Source organism: Streptomyces sp. NPDC029836, from assembly GCF_055574495.1.
Window position 1 is genome coordinate 1 of the sequence record NZ_JBVHZI010000029.1, and the last position, 17,577, is coordinate 17,577.

The following is a 17,577-nucleotide window of genomic DNA, read 5'->3' on the forward strand; positions in this document are numbered from 1 at the left end:
GTCCGCGGCATGCCAGGCCGCGGACGACCTCGCCGCCGCGAGTGCTTCCAGCAGCACGCGGACAGCGAGATCCTGCTCAGTTTCCCTGGCCTCGGCTCCCTGCTCGGTGCCAGGGTGCTCGCCAAGATCGGCGACGACCGGAGTCGTTTCACCGACGCAAGAGCCCTCAAGTTTTATGCCGGCTCCGCCCCAATCACGCGTGCTGCGGGCAAGAAGCGCTTCGTCGGACGCCGCTTCGTCAAGAACAACCGGCTCATGAACGCCGGCTTCCTCCCACGCCGCAAGCCTTTGCTGTCACGGGATAAAACAGCCGGACCGAAAGTCCGGGCGCCGATCGGCGACCCGCGAGAGCAGCAGGCACTCCTCAATCCGTTCTCCACCACGCCCGAGATTGCGGGAATCACTTCTGCTCTCCGTTCCGATATGCCCGTCGGGGACGCAACGACGTCGATCGACTCCTCGTGTCCGACGACGCCAGCTTTCACGCGGACAACAACGCCATCAGGGCACTCCCGGCTGGGCCCGCCGCCGCACCATCGAGACGTCGGCTCGGGCTTCGCCCGCAGTTTGGGCCAGACAGGAATACCGCGCGGTTCGACTGCGGCGGGCTCCGTCTGCCGGGCCGGAACGCCTCAGTTCGCCCCGCCCTCCCCGCCTGAACGGCGCCGATACTCTTGGTATCTACGCCGATTCGCCTCCAGCGTGGCGTCAACGGCCCTCTTCAACGGGCTGCCTCCGCCGGCCCGCTCATCCTGGAGAGCATCCGAGATCTCCGCCCCGCGACGCCCCTGCGCCGGCAGCGGCTTCACGTCGGCCTCCAGGGGCCGCGCAGCTGCCGCCTGGCACTCCTCGTCCCTTTGCCGCGCCTTGGCCGCTGACCACCACCGGGGGCCGAAGCGCGGAAGATCGAGAGCACCGGGGGCGAAGCACCGGACCAGTCCCTCATTCTCCATCTGCTCCAACATCGCCCGAAGGGCAGCCGCCGAGGTCCGCGGTGCATCTCCCCGCAACGCGCACCGGTTCGCGTCAATTGCCAGCACGATCCGGTCCTCCCCCTCCGGGCCCGGCAGCAGATCCATCACCTCCAGGATCTCTTCAGCGCTCGGCTGATGGACTTCCTCGTGGCCCAGCCTCCCCCGTCTCGCCATCGCAGCCCCTCATTCCTGCCCGATACCCGCGACACCGCCCCCAGGCCTCGCCGACATCTCCGATGATGACGCTGGCCGCCGTACGGCACCAGGCCCGTGCGCTCGTTGGCGTTCAGGGGCGGCACAGGACGTTCGAAGGCGCTCATCGGGCGATCATCGCCAGCGGTCAACAGGCAGGGCCTCACACCAGGGCGAACGTTGCCTGAGGCCGGGGGCCGACCCGTCACGTAGCCCCCGGTGGGGACAGGGGTACTCAGCGCGGGTTGTTGACCCGCTGGTCGATCTCGACGGTGAGCCGGAGGGCGTCCAGCACGCTGTCGGGCCCGATCTAATTCTCAGCCTCGCCGCGCAGCACGGCCAGGACGTGGTCGATCATCGCGGTGTACTGATCGGCCGGCGGCAGATCCAGCTCCCGCTGCCCCTCGGCGGTGTAGGCGGTGACGGTGCCGGTCTGTTTGCCGTCGAAGCCCATGGTGGACGTGGCGTCCAGCACCCCGTGCTCGAACGTGGCGGTGTAACCGCCCCGCGCCCCCCATGCCGTGGGCATCAGGGAGGAGATCGAGCTGCGCGCCGCCGCACCGTCGAAGCCGAAGGCAGCGTCGATCGCGGCGGAGTCCTTGTCGCGTGCGACGGTCGTCACGGTGACGTCGTGGGGCAGGCCGAGGGTACGGGTGACGATGTCCACGTCGCTGTGCATGGCCTCCAGGGGCAGGACCTTCAGCCCGAGGGACGCGCCCGGCCACAGGTGGGCGGTCTTGTTCCACAAGGTCAGCTGCTCCAGCCGCCCGTACGTGCCGGCGGCCACGGCGTCGAACAGGGCTCGGTTGGCGGGGATGAACCGCTCGAACATGTCCACGAACACCTGCCTGTCGCTGCCCGCTGCGGCGTCCGCGACGCGCTGGGCGTCCTCGATGGTGTGGGCGAGGGGTAGCTCGACCAGTGCGTGCTTGCCCGCGTCCAGGGCGCGCAGCACGTACTCGGCGTGCAGGTTGACGGGAAGGCAGATGTCGACGAGGTCGAAGGAGGGGTCTGTGAACGCGGTGTCCATGTCGGTGGAGGCGGTGAAGCCGAACTGTCCGGCGACTTGGGCGGTCTTGTGTGGGTCGCGGCCGAACATGACGACTTCGACGTCGCCTCGGGTGGCGTAGACGGCTGCGTGCGCCTGGCCGAAGCCGGTTCCCAGCAGTGCGATCTTCATGATTCTTCTTCCTCCGGATTGAGGGGCGCGGGGGACACGGGTGGGCCGTGGCCCCGCGCAGGCGGTCTGATGCGGTCAGGAAGGCCGGCACTGGCTGATGCACAGCGGCTGGCCGGAGGGGTCCAGTAGGACGGTCCAGTGCCCCCGCCGGGCTGGAAGGAGGGCTTGGTTGCTCCGAGTTCCACCAGTCGCTTCTCGGCGGCGGTCACGTCGGTGAACGTCAGGTCCAGGTGGAACGGCAGGTCCTGCCGCGGCCAGTCGGGGGCCGTGAAGGAGGAGGAGGTCCAGAAGACGTACATCGCGCCGCCGGCGGTGAGGGGGAAGGCGGCGTCGTTGCCGTGCTCGTCGGGATAGGGCGTGCCGACCTCGGTGCCCAGTGCCGCGGCGTAGAACTCGGCGAGCCGGCGGCCGTCGTCGGCCCAGATCGCATACGAGGCCACCGCACCGTCAAGGGGACCGGTCGAGAAAGAGGGGTTCATGTCGAGAAGTCCTTTCGGGATCCCGCCGGCGGCGGTCGGCCGGGCGCGGATGGTGCAGCCGGTGTCCGCTCCGGGGCCGGCGATGGAGGTCACGCGTTGGTGGTGTGGGCGGGCGGGGAGAACACGCCGAAGCGGTTGCCGCGCGGGTCGAGGAGGCGAGCGGTAACCCGGCCGTCGGGGCCGGCTCCGGTCCGCTCTCGAGGCGGACTCCCGCCCGCTGCGCTGCGACGGTGAGAGCGGTGACGTCGGCTACGAGGAAGGACGGCATGGCGTAGTCGGTGCCGTCGGTGCTCCTGTTGTGGTCTCGCAGAGTGCCGCCGCAGGGCGAGTCGGTAGTGGTGAAGATGTTGAAGAGCGGCGTGCTGCCGGCCGTCTCGTCCTGCTGGAACCGCCAGCCGAATGCCGCGGCGTAGAAGTCCATCGTTGCCTTCGCGTCGCGGGTGCCGATCTCGAACCACGCCATCGCACCGGCCGGCGGCGCGGTGGCGGCCTGCTGCATGTGCTCCTCCGTCGCCTTCGCCCGCTCGGCGAGCTGTGCCGACCCGCCGCGGGAGAACAAGGACAGGACGTTGCCGCGGGGGTCGGCCAGCCGGGCGAACACCGTCACCTCGCCGACCTGCGTGGCCGGCACCAGGATCTGCGCGCCGAGGGCGGCGAGCTTGTCGACGTCGGCGTGGACGTCGGCGGACAGGACCGACAGGTTGAGGGTTTCGCCGCTGGTGTCGCCCTGCTGGATCGCGCCCATCGGCCAGGGTGCGCCGGAGGCGAGGATGCGGGTGTAGGTGCGGCCGTCGACAGAGGAGTCCCGGTCGACCTCGAAGCTCCAACCGAGGAGGGGACCGTAGAGGTCCGTGACGGCTTGCGGGTCACTGGTACCGAACTCGAACCAGACCACTTGGCCGGGAGACATGAAGCTCACGCTGGGCTGCCTTTCGTACGTGCGTGCGGGGTCGGAGCGGAGGGAAGAGGTGCCCCGCTGCTGACTGCGGACCGCAGTGGGGGGCCTCAGAGGCGGACTGCGGGTTATCGCCGAAGCCCCGACCCATTCACGTGCCGGTATTTGATCCCCGGCGCGCTTCTCACGCTATGTGTCTTTTAGGACATCTGGCGTCCTTAAAGAGCGGCATGCTGAAGGCATGACGACCGACCTGCCCGCCCGGATGCTGCGCCTGCTCTCTTTGCTGCAGACGCGCCGCGAATGGTCCGGTGCCGAACTCGCCGAACGGCTCGGCGTCACCACCCGTACCGTGCGCCGCGACATCGACCGGCTGCGTGAACTGGAGTACCCCGTCGGAGGCACCACCGGGCACGCAGGGGGCTACCGGCTCGCGGCCGGCGCTGCGATGCCGCCGCTGATCCTTGACGATGAGGAAGCCACGGCCACCGCCGTCGCCCTGCGGACCGCTGCCGGGCAGCTGGCAGGCATGGAGGAGACCACCTTGCGGGCCCTGGCCAAACTCGAGCAGGTGCTGCCGACACGCTTGCGGTCGAAGGTCGCCGCTTTGCAGCAGGCGACCAGCAGCATCGAGTGGGAGCGCCGCGGTCCGCGTACCGACGCGGCTACCCTGGCCGCGCTGGCGGCCGCGTGCCGCGACCTGGAGACCGTCACCTTCGAATACACCACCCGCGCCGGCACCGCTGCGGGGCGCAGGGTCGATCCCCAGCAGCTGGTCGCCTCCGGCGGGCTGTGGTATCTCCTCGCGCATGATCACGATCGTGACGACTGGCGGATCTACCGCCTCGACCGCATCACCGCGCTCGCCCCTACCCGCCGGCGCTTCACACGCCGGGCTGTGCCCGGCGGGGACCCTGCGGGGCATGTGGCTTCGAAGATCGCCGGTGCGCCGGTGCGCTACCGCGCCATCGCGACCGTGGCGGAATCCGCCGATTCGCTCCGTGCCCGTACCTGGGCGCTCGCCACCCGCGTGCGGGCGGTCGATGAGAACACCTGCACCGTCGACTGCTCCGGCGACCGCCTGACCACCATCGCCCAGATCCTCGCCGGCCTGGATGCCGACTACACCCTCGACGCCGACGAGGCGGTCCGTGACCACCTACGGGCAGCCGCTCGCCGAGCCCTCGACGCCACCGCCTGAGCCGCGGGCGCGGCCGGCTGTCGGTTCAGGCGAACTTGCCCATGTGGCTGCCTTCAAGCGCGGCACGGTCGTTGATGCCGATGACGTAGCCATCGGGGTCGCGGAAGTAGAACTCGTGGACCCCGTTGTTGTCGGTGACCGGTTCCTTGACGATCCGCGCGTGCCGGCTGGCCAGGTCGTAGGTGCCCTGGAAGTCGCTCACCGACAGGTAGAACATCCCGGCGAAGCCGATCGGCTGCCCTTCCAGCACCGGCAGCCACGCCTTCAGATCGGCGTTGCCGTAGAGCATCCCGGCCAGGTCGCCCTTGAACAGCAGCATGTGCAGGTCATCGCCCGCGGTCGCACTCGAGGAATCGACATCGAAGCCGACGCTCTTGTAGAACGCAACGCTGGCTGCGGTGTCCGCAACGCTGATACACGGCACGAACGGCATGCGCTCTCCTTCAACAGAACAAAGCAGGGCGTCTCACTCCCGAGTCTCAGGCAGCCCTCGGCGGCGCGCGCCCGCCCACCGCCATCGGTGTCACCCCCGGCCAGCGGCTGCAGCGCCCTCTACGGATCGCCCGTGGCGCAGCTTGTAGGACAAGAGATGTCCTAATAGACGCCTAGTGTGGCTTTTGTAGTCATTACGACCGTCTGTCGTCGTTTTCTCATTCCTTGGAGCAGCACTGTGAAGATCGCGATTCTCGGTACCGGCGCCGGCGCGCGCCAGCACGCGGCCCGCCTGTCCGCCCTCGGCCACCAGGTCATCGTCGGCACCCGCAGTCCCGAGGCCACCCTGGCCCGTACCGAACCGGACATGATGGGAACCGAGCCCTTCGCCGCCTTCCACGCCGTCCACCCCGAGCTGACCCTCGTCACGTTCGCGGAGGCCGCCGACGCGGGCGAGCTGATCATCAACGGGATCGACGGCACGAACGCCGTCGTTGTGCTGACCGCCCTGCCGGCCGCATCACTCGCGGGCAAGGTCCTGATCGACTACGCCGTCCCGTACGTCTACCAGCAGCCCGGCGGTCCCCAGTACTCCTGGCCCACCCCGTGGGGTGAGATGCCGCGCCTGGACCCCGTCGACACCGACAGCCTCGCCGAACAGATCCAGCACGCCCTGCCCGACACGATGGTCGTGAAGACCTTCGTCACCCAGGAGCAGGAAACGTCGTCAACCCGGGCGAGTTCGGCGGCGGCGACCACACCATGTTCCTCGCCGGCGACCACGAGGACGCCAAGACCGCGGCCCGCGAGATCCTGACCGCGTACGGCTGGAACGACATCGCCGACCTCGGACCCCTGGCCGCGGCCCGCGGTCTGGAGATGTACGCCCACTTCCACACCGCACTCGGCCTCGCCCTCGGCAGCCGCTTCGGAGTCAAGATCGTCCGCTGATGGTGGACCGGCGGTGAGGGGCCAGTCGTGTACAGGCACGGCCCCCCACCCGCACGACCGACCTGCCAACGCAAGGAACCCACCGTCATGCCCGCACCGACGACCCACATCGTCCTGGCCGTCCCCGATGTCGCAAGTACCAGGGGCGTGCCGCCGCGGAGAAGAAGGCCAGCGAATTCCGTACGAAGGAGGCCGATCGGCGCGGCAAGGCCGCGAAGGAGCAAACGGCCGCAGCGAAGGCGAGCAGCATCACCACCCGGGCGAGCAAGCTGCGTACCGCGCAGCGGTACGAGACGAGGCAAACAAGGCCGGCCGCGATGCGGGCACCTGGAGCGTGAAGGCGGCCAAGCTCAGCAAGGAGGCTGCGGATCTGGAGACCAAGCTCGCAAAGGCGGAGCTGTCCGAGCGGGCCGCCGTCGAGAAGACCCGTCAGCGCGAACAACAACAGGCCGAGCGGCGCGCCGCTGCCGGTCAGGCCCGGATCGAACGCCGTTTGTCGACGGCGGAAGGACAGGTGCGAACGGTGCTGAAGGAACTGCGGGCTCCGAAGCCGGAAAAGCTGCGGGTGCTGCTGCTGGGGGCCTCCTCCGAAGGTGATCTGCGTATCGGGCGGGAGCAGCAAAAGATCCGGGCGGCTGTGCAAAGTGTCACCCACCGAGATCTGATCGAACTCGATGTTCATCCGGCAGCGACCACCGATGTGTTCTTGGACGCCCTACCTCGCTTCCGCCCGCACGTCGTGCACTTCTCCGGCCACAGCGCAGATGATCTGATCTTCTTCGAGAAGGACGAGGATGGCTTCCACGAGGAAGCCGAGGTGAATGCCCGCGCCTTCGCCCGGGTGATCGCGGCCGTCGACGAACCCCCACTGCTGGTCCTGCTTAACTCCTGCCACTCTGCGCCTCAGGCCGCGAACCTCATCGACACCGTCCCGTTCGCCATCGGCATGTCCGACACCATCGAAGACGCCGACGCCATCAACTACGCAGCCCGCTTCTACGCTGCCATCGCCGAGGGGCAGTCCGTTCAGGCAGCGCACCGGTTCAGCCGTGCGGCCATGGAAATGAACGGGCTACTCGACCACGAACTGCCAACCCTCGCTTGCGCTCCCGGCGTGGACCCTGGTGCTACAAAGTTGGTGACCCCGCCGCCAGAATGAACGCACCCCGCGCTCGGCCTCCGACCCGTCACCTCCGCCCACCGCCCTGAGCCCCCGTCGCCCCCACCCGGGACGGTCGACAGGTCGCGCGGAGTCGTGTCGCCGGTGAATCCGACCGCGCAATCGGGTTCCCCCCGCGGCGCAACGGCCAACTGGCCGCGGGCAGACGGCTACAACCAGCTCCGTGATGATCACGTGATGCGCGCCGCCGCCCTGGCCCTGACCGTGCTGCCCCTGTCCCTGCCCACCACCGCCCAAGCCGCGGCCGCCGCCCCGGAGGTTCTGCCGATCGGGGTGGCGGTCTTCGCGCTGCGGATCGCGGACGAGTCCCGGGACGGCTACGACCGCGACGCGTTCAGGCACTGGAACGCCGGCGAGAACCGCACCGACGGCTGCGACACCCGCCGTGAGGTCCTGATCGCGAGGCCGTCGAGCCGCCCGTGGTGGGCCCGCGGTGCACGCTGACCGGGGGCAGCGGGTGGTCGTACTACGACGAGCAGACCGTCACCTCCGCCACCGCGCTGGACATCGACCACATGGTGCCCCTGGCCGAGGCCTGGGACTCGGGCGCCTCCACCTGGACGCCGGCGCGGCGTGAGGCGTACGCGAACGACCAGCAGCAGACCACCAGCCTCGTCGCGGTCACCGCGCGCTCGAACCGGCAGAAGTCCGACCAGGACCCCTTCGAGTGGCTGCCGCCGGCCTCGGAGGGGTTGTGCCGGTACGCGTCGGAGTGGACCGCGACCAAGCTCCGGTGGCAGCTCGCCGTCGACCAGAACGAACAGGACCGCCTGTACGACATCGCGGCCGGCTGCGGCGGCAACACCGTCACCTACACCCCCGCCCCCAGACCCACGCGGCCTGACGAGGCCGACGGCGCAGGCGTGATTCTGCGGTGAACTGGCTCACCCAGTGGGGTGAGCCGTCCCCGCCCCCCGGTCAGCGCCATCCCGTCCAGAGTCGCAGGAGTCGATCGAGGTCTCCAGCGAGAGCGTTCTGGGAGGCCAGGGCATAGATCCGTGCCCGGTACTCGTCCGGTACCCCGGTCACGGCCGTCACTGCACTGGTGCTTCCTCCCCCCAGGGCGTCGCCTTCGCGTACCAGGCGCGCGACGGCCTGCGCGAGGACTCGTGTGACGGCGCGATGGGGTCGGCCTGCGGGATCGGTGTCTGGCTGCGCGTATACGCACCAGCCGCGGTCGGTGCGGCTGATACCGACGTAGACCCGCCCGGCGGCGCGCGCTGCCTCAACGGCCGCTGCGTGGGCTGATGCCTCGGTCGTGTCCGGTACCTGTTCCGGTTGACTCAGCAGGCCTGCCGCCTAGGGAAGCGGGACCGCGCAGGTCGGAAGCACTGGTGCTCGGGACGGCAGGGGCGCGGCCATGGTGCGTTCTCGGTGCTGTGCGACGGTGAGCACAGGCGGCTGTAGTTCGGGCGGCAGTGCGTCGCGCATCTCTTTCCAGGCTCGGGGGGCGGCCTGCTCGGCTGGAGGAAGGTTCACGAAGTCCTGTGCGGTCATGATGTACGGCCGGCGGTCGTCGCATTCCCGGGCATGCTCTTTCGCTTCGACTCGCAGTTTGGCGTACGAAGATGACTCGCTTTCCCACTTGCAGCGGCGGCAGGTCGCCACGTACTTCGTGCGTCCGGGACAGCGTGGGTCGGGCGGGCGCTGGGTGTGACGGCCCTTGCCGGTGCGGGGGCATCGGGTTCCGTCGGCGTGTACCGCCCGGATGACACCGTCGAAGTAGGTGTACGTCTCCTCTGTCCCGTCGGCACGGAACAGGGTGCTGTGCGGCATGGAATCTCATTTGCCATGCCCTTGAAGGGTATCGACGAGGATGTCCAGAGATTCGAAGAATTTCCTGATGCCGCGCCACAGGGCTAGGACTGTGTTGGCTAGTTCGGAGGGTGCCGTAAGGATGAGGTACAGCAGGATGATGAGTGCGAGCCAGAAGAGAAGACTGCGGGGGCGGCTCAGCATGGGCCTTTCTCCTTCTGCCGCTCAGTACACCCGGGTTCTTCAGGCGAAACGGGACACTGCTCGGTTGATCACGTGAGGCTCATACCCAGTTCGCTCCGGCCGGGCCGCAGCAGCCGGGAAGCAAGGTTGTGGGGGACGCATGTGGAGATAAAGCTTTGCAGCGCTCTGCGTGCTTCCTGCCCTGCCGGCGCAGCCCCTTGCCGTCCCGGCAGCGCTGCGCGGGGCAGATAGCGCGGCTCCTTGACGGGCTGTGCAATTGGCCGGTGAGGAGAAGGACGCGGGGTCAGCTTGGCCGGTGGCGGTTGCGGAGGGCGAGCAGGATGAGTGCGAACGCCGTTTTGCTGGCGCGGTTGTCGCTGAGGCGGGTGTGGTTGTGCACGGTGAGCTGGCGGTCGGCGATGTCGTTGAGCGCCCGTATCCCTTGGCCAGGTCCGTGGGTGAGGGCGTGCAGGGCGTGCAGGCCGTATTGCGCTAGCTGTTCGGGGGACCCGAGGTCCTTGGCCATGTCCAGCAGGATGTCCTGCAGGACCTCGCGGATGCTGTCGGCCAGTTTCAGACCGGGGTGGATGTGCCGGACCGTGCCTTCCATGTTGGCCACGGACTTGCCCAGGATCGAGATGTTCGGCGAGGTCTGGATGCCCCGGTCGGAGGAGAAGGTGAGGACGGAGGTGAGGGCAACGCCGAAGTTCAGTTCGGCCAGGGAGGCGTTCGTGACGTGCGGTACGAAGCGTGCGATGTCGGAGGTGAACCCTCCGATGTCGCTCCACGGGGTGGTGGAGCCAAGGCGGATCCAGGACTGGGCGAGCGCCGGCCCGTCGTTGTAGGCCATGCCGATCATCGTGCCGAGCATCGCGGCGCTGGTGCTGCGATCGATGCGGCCCACCATGCCCCAGTCGATGACGTGGGCTTTGCCGTCCGGGCTGACCAGCACGTTGCCGGGGTGCGGGTCTGCGTGGAATGTCCGTTCGACGAAGAATCCCTTGAACATGAAGGCGACGAACTCTTTGGCCATCTTTTTGCGCTGCTTGCGGCTGAGTTCGTCTTCCTTCAGGCGGTGGGCGGCTTGCCCGTCGGCAAGTGTCTGGATGAGTACCCGCGGGGTGGCCAGGATTGCCTTGGGCACCTTGATCGTTTTGAACTCTTTTGCCGCTTTTCGGGCGGCCTTCATGTTGGCGGCTTCTCGGGTGAAGTCCAACTCATCGTTCATGGCGCGGAAGATGACGTCGAGCATCGCGCCGGTGTCGATGACCTCATTGAAGCGAGGCGCGACCTTTCCGATGATGCGGGTGACGCGGCGCAGGACGGTCATGTCGCCCAGCACAGTCCCGTGAGATCCTGGACGTTGAATTTTCACTACGCACGGAGTGCCGTCTCGGAGGGTGGCGCGATAGACCTGTGCGAGGGAGGCGGCTCCCAGCGGCTGGTCAGTCTCAAACGATTGGAACGAGTCTCGCCACTGCGGTCCGAGCTCCTCCTCCAGGGCCGGCACGAAGCCGGCGAAGGGACGTACTGTGGCTTGATCGGTGAGCAGAGCGAGTTCTTCGCGTACGTAGGCCGGCACGAAATCGGGTCGGGTGGAGAGAATCTGGCCGATTTTCACGTAGAGGGGTCCGAGCTGTTCCAGGGCTTGGCGGATGGCGCGGGCCCGTCGCTGCTCTGTGTCCTGCGTGCCGTGGGCCCGGGCGCGGCGGTGTCCGACGGCCCGGGACACTTCCTGCAGTCCGAGCCGGGCCACTACTTGAGCGGTGTGTCGTGCGCGGCGCTCGGCCACCCGGGCCCACCTTTCCTTGCCGTCTGAGGCCGAAGTGCCCAAGGGCGGACTGTGGCGTGGGCTCAGCTGGCGGAGCGGGTCTTCTCCTTTTCGCGGTCGTGCTTGATGTACTGGTCCAGTTGGACCACGAGCGCCTCGATGGCGCGGTTGTTTTGCTTGACCAGCTTGCGCGTGCCCTTCTTTCCCTTCTTTCCCTTCTTCTTGCCGGTGAGGGCGCGGCGCGTCATATCGCGGGAGTCGCGACCGACATCACTTGCCCGGTCCAGGACGTCATCGATGAGGTTCTTACGCCTTTTTGCCATGAAAGGGCTTCTCCTCTGTGGATGCTGCGGTCTGGTACGGCGCCTGGCCAGGCAGGCTCTTCTAACACCTCTGTTCATGCCGGAGGTGCCATGGCCCGGCACCCACGGTGCCGCCGTGGATGGGTGGTCTGACGGCGGCCGTCCCGGTCAGGGTTCTGGTACCCGGTTGGTCAATCGCGCCTTTCCACCATTCGGCACCCTCGGCCGTAAGGGCAACCCCGACGGTGGGAGTGCGCGCAGCACACCGGGGTGTATGCGGATTCTGCAGTGCCACCGGCGCGCGGACGGCCGGTTGTGCGGTGTGCGGGCGACTGCCACAACTCCCGGGCCCGGTACCCTGCGGCGGGTTGGTAGAGGATGCAGAAACGATGTGACCTGGTGTTCATACGGCTGTGGCCGACGGCTTCGCATCTTGTGGATCGGGTGCCGGGTTACGGCGTGGCACTACGTCGGCTGGGGTTGGTGCTGTCCGATGCTTCTACCGAGCCGCGCACCGGTCGGACGCCCGGCGGGCGCAGGGAGCCCCGCTTGAGGGCTGGTTAAGCCCTGTGCCTCCAGTGCGCCCGCGGCGGGGAGTAATGGCACGCGCCGATCGGGGGCACCTTTGAGGAACGCTTTCCCGTAACGGGGAGGTACGGGCCGCTTCTGCCTGGCGAATCCTCGTGCGTTGCTGCGGAAGGAATCCCTGCTCATGCCCCTCACTGTCATGCCCTCGTACGGAACCGGCCCTGCACCATGCACGAACTCGACGTGGCGCTGCCTCGGGCCGCCGCGAATTCAGGCGCGCACCCGTGGTACGTCCCGCTGGACGGACGAAGTCCGGGAGTCGTTATGACGGAGCTTTCCGAGGCCGGCCCGTCCGCTCCGCTCGAGGGCGCCCATCTGACCACTCTCGGGGGCCCGCACGACGTGCGCGCCCTGCCGGCCGGCCAGCTCGCGGCCCTGGCCCGGGACATTCGTGCCTTCCTGATCGAGAAGGTGTGTGCGGCCGGCGGGCATCTGGGCCCCAACCTGGGCGTGGTGGAGCTGACCATCGCTTTGCATCGTGTCTTCGACTCACCCCGCGACGCGATTCTCTTCGACACCGGCCACCAGGCTTACGTTCACAAGATTCTGACCGGCCGCGCCGCGGGCTTCGACCGCCTGCGTCAGGCGGGAGGGCCGTCCGGCTATCCCTCGCGGGCTGAGTCGGTGCACGACTGGTCCGAGAACTCCCACGCCTCCGCCTCTCTTTCCTACGCCGACGGCCTGGCCAAAGCGTATGAACTGCGCGGGTACCAGGACCGTTCGGTGGTCGTCGTCATCGGCGACGGAGCGATGACCGGCGGCATGGCCTGGGAAGCTCTGAACAACGTCGGTGCCAGTCAACGGCCGGTCGTCGTCGTCCTCAATGACAACGGCCGCTCCTACGCGCCCACCACCGGGGCCCTGGCTGACCACCTGCACACGCTCAAGTACCCCGGCCCCAGCGCCGGTGACCGGGCGGAACCGAACCTGTTCACCCAGCTCGGCTTCGCCTATCTGGGCCCTGTGGACGGACACGACACCGGCGCCCTGCAGGATGCCCTGGACCGGGCACGCATCCTGCGCCGCCCCGTGCTCGTCCATGCCGTCACGGTCAAGGGACATGGCTTCGGTCCGGCCGAAGGCGACGAAGCAGACTGCCTGCACGCAGTCGGCACCGTGGACGCGGTCACCGGCCGGCCCACGCCCGCCCCTGATTCCTGCCCGCCCCCCGTGTCGTGGACCAGCGTCTTCGGACAGGCTTTGCTGGAAGTGGCCGGTGACCGCGAGGACGTGGTCGCCATCACCGCCTCCATGCTGCGGCCCACGGGCTTGTATCCGATGGCGGCGAAGTACCCCGAGCGGGTCTTCGACGTCGGGATCGCCGAACAGCACGCCGTCACCTCCGCCGCCGGCCTGGCCTTGGGCGGCCTCCATCCCGTCGTCGCCCTCTACTCCACCTTCCTCACCCGGGCCGTGGACCAGGTCCTCATGGATGTGGCCCTGCACCGGCTGCCGGTCACCTTCGTCCTGGACCGGGCCGGCATCACCGGGCCCGACGGCGCCTCCCACCACGGCATGTGGGACCTGCCCCTGCTGGGCATGGTGCCCGGAATGCGCGTCGCAGCTCCCCGTGACAGCAGCCAGCTGCGGTCTCTGCTGCGTGAGGCCGTCGCACATGACGCGGGTCCCAGCGCCGTCCGCTTCCCGAAGGGGACGGCCGGTCCGGCCATCGAGGCCCTTCGCCGTACCGGCAGCGTCGATGTCCTCGCGGAATCCGGGATACGTGACGTGCTTCTGGTGTCGTACGGACCGATGGCGCACCAGTGCCTGCAGGCCGCCGCCAAGCTGACCGGCCAGGGCATCGGGGTGAGCGTCGTCGACCCGCGCTGGGTCACCCCCGTCGCACCGGAACTGCTCGACCTGGCGGCCCGGCACCGGTTGGTGATCACCGTGGAGGACAGCTCCCGTAGCGGAGGCATCGGCAGCGCCCTCGCCCAGGGATTACGTGACCATGCGGTCACCACCCCCCTGCATGCACTGGGCCTGCCCCGCGCGTTCCTCACGCACGGCCCGCGCAGCGAACTGCTCGCCCAGGCGGGCCTGTCGGCCGCGCAGATCACCTACGCGGTCCTGCGCGCCCGCGCCGGAAAACCCCTGGCGCACTCCCTACGTACCGACGGGAGCCCTGCATGACCACCGTCGACCTGCCCCTGCCTGCCCTCCCCCAAGGTCCGGTCCGGCGCCGCTGCCGGCAGATCCACGTCGCCGGTGTCCCGGTAGGCGGTGACGCACCGGTTTCCGTGCAGTCCATGACCACCACCCCGACCGCGAACGTGGATGCGACGCTGCAGCAGATCGCGGAACTGACCGCGGCCGGATGTGACATCGTGCGCGTCGCAGTGCCCTCCCAGGACGACGCCGACGCTCTGCCCGCCATCGCTGCGAAGTCGAAGATCCCCGTCATCGCCGACATCCACTTCCAGCCGCGCTACGTCTTCGCCGCCCTGGACGCCGGCTGTGCAGCGGTACGGGTCAACCCGGGCAACATCAGGGCCTTCGACGACAAGGTGAAAGAGATCGCGAAGGCCGCGTCTGCGGCCGGGACGCCCATCCGTATCGGCGTCAACGCCGGGAGTCTGGACCGGCGGCTGCTGGCCAAGTACGGAAAGGCCACTCCCCAGGCGCTCGCGGAGTCCGCACTGTGGGAATGCTCCCTGTTCGAGGAGCACGGCTTCACCGACCTGAAGATCTCCGTCAAGCACCACGACCCCCTGACCGTGGTCGCCGCCTACCGCCACCTCGCCGCCGCCTGCGACTATCCCCTGCACCTGGGCGTCACCGAAGCCGGCCCCCCACCGCAGGGCACCATAAAATCCGCGACCGCCTTCGCGATCCTCCTGGCCGAGGGAATCGGCGACACCATTCGCGTCTCCCTCACCGCACCCCCCGTCGAAGAGGTCAAGACCGGCATCCAGATCCTGCAGTCGCTGGGCCTGCGCGCACGGCAGCTGGAGATCGTCTCCTGTCCTTCCTGCGGACGCGCCCAAGTCGACGTCTACAACCTCACCGAACGCGTCACCGCCGCGTTGGACGGCTTTCCCTACCCACTGCGCGTCGCTGTCATGGGCTGTGTCGTCAACGGACCAGGCGAAGCACGCGAAGCCGACCTCGGCGTCGCTTCCGGCAACGGCAAGGGCCAGATCTTCGTCAAGGGCGAAATCATCAAAACCGTCCCGGAGTCGAAGATCGTCGAAGCGCTCGTCGAGGAAGCGATGCGCCTGGGCGAACAGCTGGGCGAGGAACCCGGCAATGAGGAGGGCCACGCATGAGCGCCCAGGCCCCGGCCGCCCTCTTCGACCAGGACGCCCTGCGACGCGCGGTGGACACCACCCTCACCGGCTTCCTGACCCGCCAGGCCCGCAACGCGCACGACCGGGGCCTGCCGCAGCAGGCAGCACAGGTCCTGGGTGACTTCATCCAGGCCGGAGGCAAACGCATCCGCCCCGTGCTGTGCGTGGCCGGCTGGCAGGCTGCCGGCGGCCTCGGCATCCCCGAGCCGGTCCTGAAGGCAGCCGCATCCCTGGAAATGTTCCACGCCTTCGCCCTCATCCACGACGACATCATCGACGCCTCCGACACCCGCCGCGGCCTGCCCACCGTCCACCGCCAGGTCGGCACCGAAGCCGCCATCCTCATCGGCGACCTCGCCCTCGTCTTCGCCGACGATCTCCTCCACGACGCCGGCCTGACCCCCACCCAGCTCGCCGCGGCCCTGCCCATCGCCAACACCCTGCGCGCCGACACCATCTACGGGCAGTACCTCGACATCACCCATGCCGGACAACCCCCCGCAGGGCCGGGCCCAGCGCTGACGATCACCCGGTACAAGACCGCGAAGTACACCGTCGAGGGACCCCTTCTGCTGGGAGCAGCTCTCGCCGGTACGTCCGGCACCACCGCCTGCGGACTGGTTCTCACCGCCTACGGCATGCCCGTGGGTGAAGCCTTCCAGCTCCGCGATGACCTGCTGGGCGTCTTCGGCAACCCCGACGAGACGGGCAAACCCGCCCTGGACGACCTACGGGAGGGCAAAGCCACCGTCCTGATGGCCCTCGCCCTGCAGAACGCCAACCCAACCCAACGCCGCACCCTGCTGCGCAATGTCGGCGACCCGCGCCTGACCCACCAGGGTGCAGAACAGGTACGCGCCGTCCTCACCGACACCGGTGCCCGAGCTGCCGTGGAGGACATGATCGACCAGCGGCGTCAGAGTGCCCTGGCCGCTCTTGACACCGCCGGCCTGCCCCCGCACATCACAGCCGGGCTGCGTTCCCTGGCCTTCAGCGCCACCGCGAGGACCACATGACCACACCAGCAGAGCCCGCAACACCGCGACCGCGCCGTGTCCTGCTCGCCTCTCCCCGCGGCTGGTGCGCGGGCGTTGATCGCGCCGTGCTGGCCGTCGAGAGGGCCCTGGAGCAGTACGGGCCGCCCATCTACGTCCGCCACGAGATCGTCCACAACAAGTACGTCGTGCAGACGCTGCGGAAGAAGGGCGCGGTCTTCGTCGAAAGGACCGACGAAGTCCCGGAAGGGGCCATCGTGATGTTCTCCGCCCACGGTGTCGCTCCGTCCGTCCATGCCGAAGCCGCGAAGCGGAACCTCTCCACGATCGACGCGACCTGCCCGCTGGTCACCAAGGTCCACAAGGAAGCCGTCCGGTACGCACGGGAGGGCTACGACATCCTGCTCATCGGTCACGAGGGACACGAAGAGGTCATCGGCACCTCAGGCGAAGCCCCCGAGCACATCACCCTGGTCGACGGTCCGCTAGACGTTGCCAACCTGACCGTGCGCGACGAATCGAAACTCGTTTGGCTCTCGCAGACCACCCTGTCCGTAGACGAGACGATGGAGACCGTCCACGCCCTCAAGGAGAGGTTCCCCGCACTCCTCTCACCGCCCAGCGACGACATCTGCTACGCCACACAGAACCGCCAGATGGCCGTGAAGAAGCTGGCCGAGGACGCCGAGCTCATCATCGTCGTCGGCTCCAAGAACTCCTCCAACTCCGTCCGGATGGTCGAGGTCGCCCATGACGCCGGCGTTCGGTCCGCGCACCTGGTGGACACCGCGGAAGCGATCGACGAAGCCTGGCTTGAGGACGTCACCACGATCGGCCTGACCTCCGGCGCCTCCGCACCCGACATCCTCGTCGACGGCGTCCTGCAATGGCTCGCCGAACACGGCTACAGCGACGTCGAGACCGTGACGACCGCCGACGAGTCCATCACCTTCGCCCTCCCCCAAGAACTGCGCCGCAACCTTCGCTGACGCCCCAGGCTGCGGCCCCAACCACGTTGCCCACCCAGCCAAGAGACAATTCCGCCAGTCCCACCCCACGAGCGCTCGCCCCGGGCAGCACCAAGGCGCAACCGCACCACCCTCGAGCGGTGCACCAGTCAGCCGCCTCTACCAGCTCACGATGTGTCAGAACCGTTCCCAGAGGGCCCGGGCCAGATCAGTGTGGGGCTCAATCCCCCCGCATGCATCG

The 17,577-nt window shown here is 68.4% G+C and carries 15 protein-coding genes and 2 pseudogenes; 10 read left to right on the forward strand and 7 right to left on the reverse strand.

Features of this window, described 5'->3' with window-relative positions:
• Positions 1 to 273: pseudogene (locus tag ACZ4XJ_RS36625) on the forward strand (transposase); the annotation flags it as partial.
• 1,203 nt (positions 274 to 1,476) lie between these two features.
• On the opposite strand, the gene ACZ4XJ_RS36630 reads toward ACZ4XJ_RS36625, so the two are convergent.
• Genes ACZ4XJ_RS36630 through ACZ4XJ_RS36640 form a run of 3 tightly spaced genes read right to left on the reverse strand, consistent with a single transcriptional unit; the run spans position 1,477 to position 3,735 of the window.
• Positions 1,477 to 2,346, reverse strand: a complete 870-nt coding sequence (locus tag ACZ4XJ_RS36630) for a Gfo/Idh/MocA family protein (protein ID WP_468498763.1) — start codon at positions 2,344 to 2,346, stop codon at positions 1,477 to 1,479.
• A complete protein-coding gene (locus ACZ4XJ_RS36635) occupies positions 2,343 to 2,825 on the reverse strand; it encodes a VOC family protein (protein WP_468498764.1) in 483 nt (160 codons plus the stop codon). Before ACZ4XJ_RS36635 ends, ACZ4XJ_RS36630 begins: the two co-directional genes overlap by 4 nt.
• Positions 2,794 to 3,735, reverse strand: coding sequence for a VOC family protein (locus ACZ4XJ_RS36640; RefSeq protein ID WP_468498765.1), 942 nt, complete (start codon positions 3,733 to 3,735; stop codon positions 2,794 to 2,796). Before ACZ4XJ_RS36640 ends, ACZ4XJ_RS36635 begins: the two co-directional genes overlap by 32 nt.
• 226 nt (positions 3,736 to 3,961) lie before the next feature.
• Here ACZ4XJ_RS36640 and ACZ4XJ_RS36645 point away from each other — a divergent pair, with 226 nt between their 5' ends.
• A complete protein-coding gene (locus ACZ4XJ_RS36645) occupies positions 3,962 to 4,921 on the forward strand; it encodes a helix-turn-helix transcriptional regulator (protein WP_468498766.1) in 960 nt (319 codons plus the stop codon).
• Between the two features lie 25 nt (positions 4,922 to 4,946).
• Here ACZ4XJ_RS36645 and ACZ4XJ_RS36650 read toward each other — a convergent pair whose 3' ends face one another.
• Positions 4,947 to 5,354 carry a VOC family protein gene (locus ACZ4XJ_RS36650; protein WP_468498767.1) on the reverse strand — a complete coding sequence of 136 codons (408 nt, stop codon included), beginning with the start codon at positions 5,352 to 5,354 and terminating at the stop codon, positions 4,947 to 4,949.
• A 237-nt stretch (positions 5,355 to 5,591) separates the two neighbouring features.
• On the opposite strand from ACZ4XJ_RS36650, the gene ACZ4XJ_RS36655 reads away from it, so the two are divergent.
• The 4 genes and pseudogenes from ACZ4XJ_RS36655 to ACZ4XJ_RS36670 all read left to right on the forward strand — a co-directional run bounded on the left by ACZ4XJ_RS36655 (position 5,592) and on the right by ACZ4XJ_RS36670 (position 8,362).
• Positions 5,592 to 6,170 carry an NADPH-dependent F420 reductase gene (locus tag ACZ4XJ_RS36655; protein WP_468498768.1) on the forward strand — a complete coding sequence of 193 codons (579 nt, stop codon included), beginning with the start codon at positions 5,592 to 5,594 and terminating at the stop codon, positions 6,168 to 6,170.
• Complete coding sequence (locus ACZ4XJ_RS36660; RefSeq protein ID WP_468498769.1) at positions 6,116 to 6,304, forward strand: hypothetical protein; 189 nt, start codon at positions 6,116 to 6,118, stop codon at positions 6,302 to 6,304. Before ACZ4XJ_RS36655 ends, ACZ4XJ_RS36660 begins: the two co-directional genes overlap by 55 nt.
• 127 nt (positions 6,305 to 6,431) lie before the next feature.
• On the forward strand, positions 6,432 to 7,463 hold the full coding sequence (locus ACZ4XJ_RS36665; RefSeq protein WP_468498770.1) for a CHAT domain-containing protein: 1,032 nt from the start codon (positions 6,432 to 6,434) through the stop codon (positions 7,461 to 7,463).
• 198 nt (positions 7,464 to 7,661) lie between these two features.
• Positions 7,662 to 8,362: pseudogene (locus ACZ4XJ_RS36670) on the forward strand (HNH endonuclease family protein).
• A 904-nt stretch (positions 8,363 to 9,266) separates the two neighbouring features.
• On the opposite strand, the gene ACZ4XJ_RS36675 reads toward ACZ4XJ_RS36670, so the two are convergent.
• The 3 genes from ACZ4XJ_RS36675 to ACZ4XJ_RS36685 form a co-directional block, all read right to left on the reverse strand.
• Positions 9,267 to 9,443 carry a hypothetical protein gene (locus ACZ4XJ_RS36675; RefSeq protein WP_468498771.1) on the reverse strand — a complete coding sequence of 59 codons (177 nt, stop codon included), beginning with the start codon at positions 9,441 to 9,443 and terminating at the stop codon, positions 9,267 to 9,269.
• 283 nt (positions 9,444 to 9,726) lie between these two features.
• Positions 9,727 to 11,214, reverse strand: a complete 1,488-nt coding sequence (locus ACZ4XJ_RS36680; protein ID WP_468498772.1) for an ABC1 kinase family protein — start codon at positions 11,212 to 11,214, stop codon at positions 9,727 to 9,729.
• A gap of 62 nt (positions 11,215 to 11,276) precedes the next feature.
• Entirely contained in the window at positions 11,277 to 11,516 is a 240-nt protein-coding gene (locus tag ACZ4XJ_RS36685) for a hypothetical protein (RefSeq protein ID WP_468498773.1), read from the reverse strand.
• An 831-nt stretch (positions 11,517 to 12,347) separates the two neighbouring features.
• On the opposite strand from ACZ4XJ_RS36685, the gene ACZ4XJ_RS36690 reads away from it, so the two are divergent.
• From ACZ4XJ_RS36690 to ACZ4XJ_RS36705, 4 genes are read left to right on the forward strand one after another with little or no spacing between them, the layout of a single operon-like run.
• Complete coding sequence (locus ACZ4XJ_RS36690) at positions 12,348 to 14,216, forward strand: 1-deoxy-D-xylulose-5-phosphate synthase (RefSeq protein WP_468498774.1); 1,869 nt, start codon at positions 12,348 to 12,350, stop codon at positions 14,214 to 14,216.
• Positions 14,213 to 15,352, forward strand: a complete 1,140-nt coding sequence (gene ispG, locus ACZ4XJ_RS36695; RefSeq protein ID WP_468498775.1) for a flavodoxin-dependent (E)-4-hydroxy-3-methylbut-2-enyl-diphosphate synthase — start codon at positions 14,213 to 14,215, stop codon at positions 15,350 to 15,352. The genes ACZ4XJ_RS36690 and ispG overlap by 4 nt, the downstream gene beginning before the upstream one ends.
• The gene (locus ACZ4XJ_RS36700; protein ID WP_468498776.1) at positions 15,349 to 16,389 is read left to right on the forward strand and encodes a polyprenyl synthetase family protein; all 1,041 of its coding nucleotides are present in this window, start codon (positions 15,349 to 15,351) and stop codon (positions 16,387 to 16,389) included. Before ispG ends, ACZ4XJ_RS36700 begins: the two co-directional genes overlap by 4 nt.
• A complete protein-coding gene (locus ACZ4XJ_RS36705) occupies positions 16,386 to 17,357 on the forward strand; it encodes a 4-hydroxy-3-methylbut-2-enyl diphosphate reductase (RefSeq protein ID WP_468498777.1) in 972 nt (323 codons plus the stop codon). The genes ACZ4XJ_RS36700 and ACZ4XJ_RS36705 overlap by 4 nt, the downstream gene beginning before the upstream one ends.
• Positions 17,358 to 17,577 lie beyond the last annotated feature (220 nt).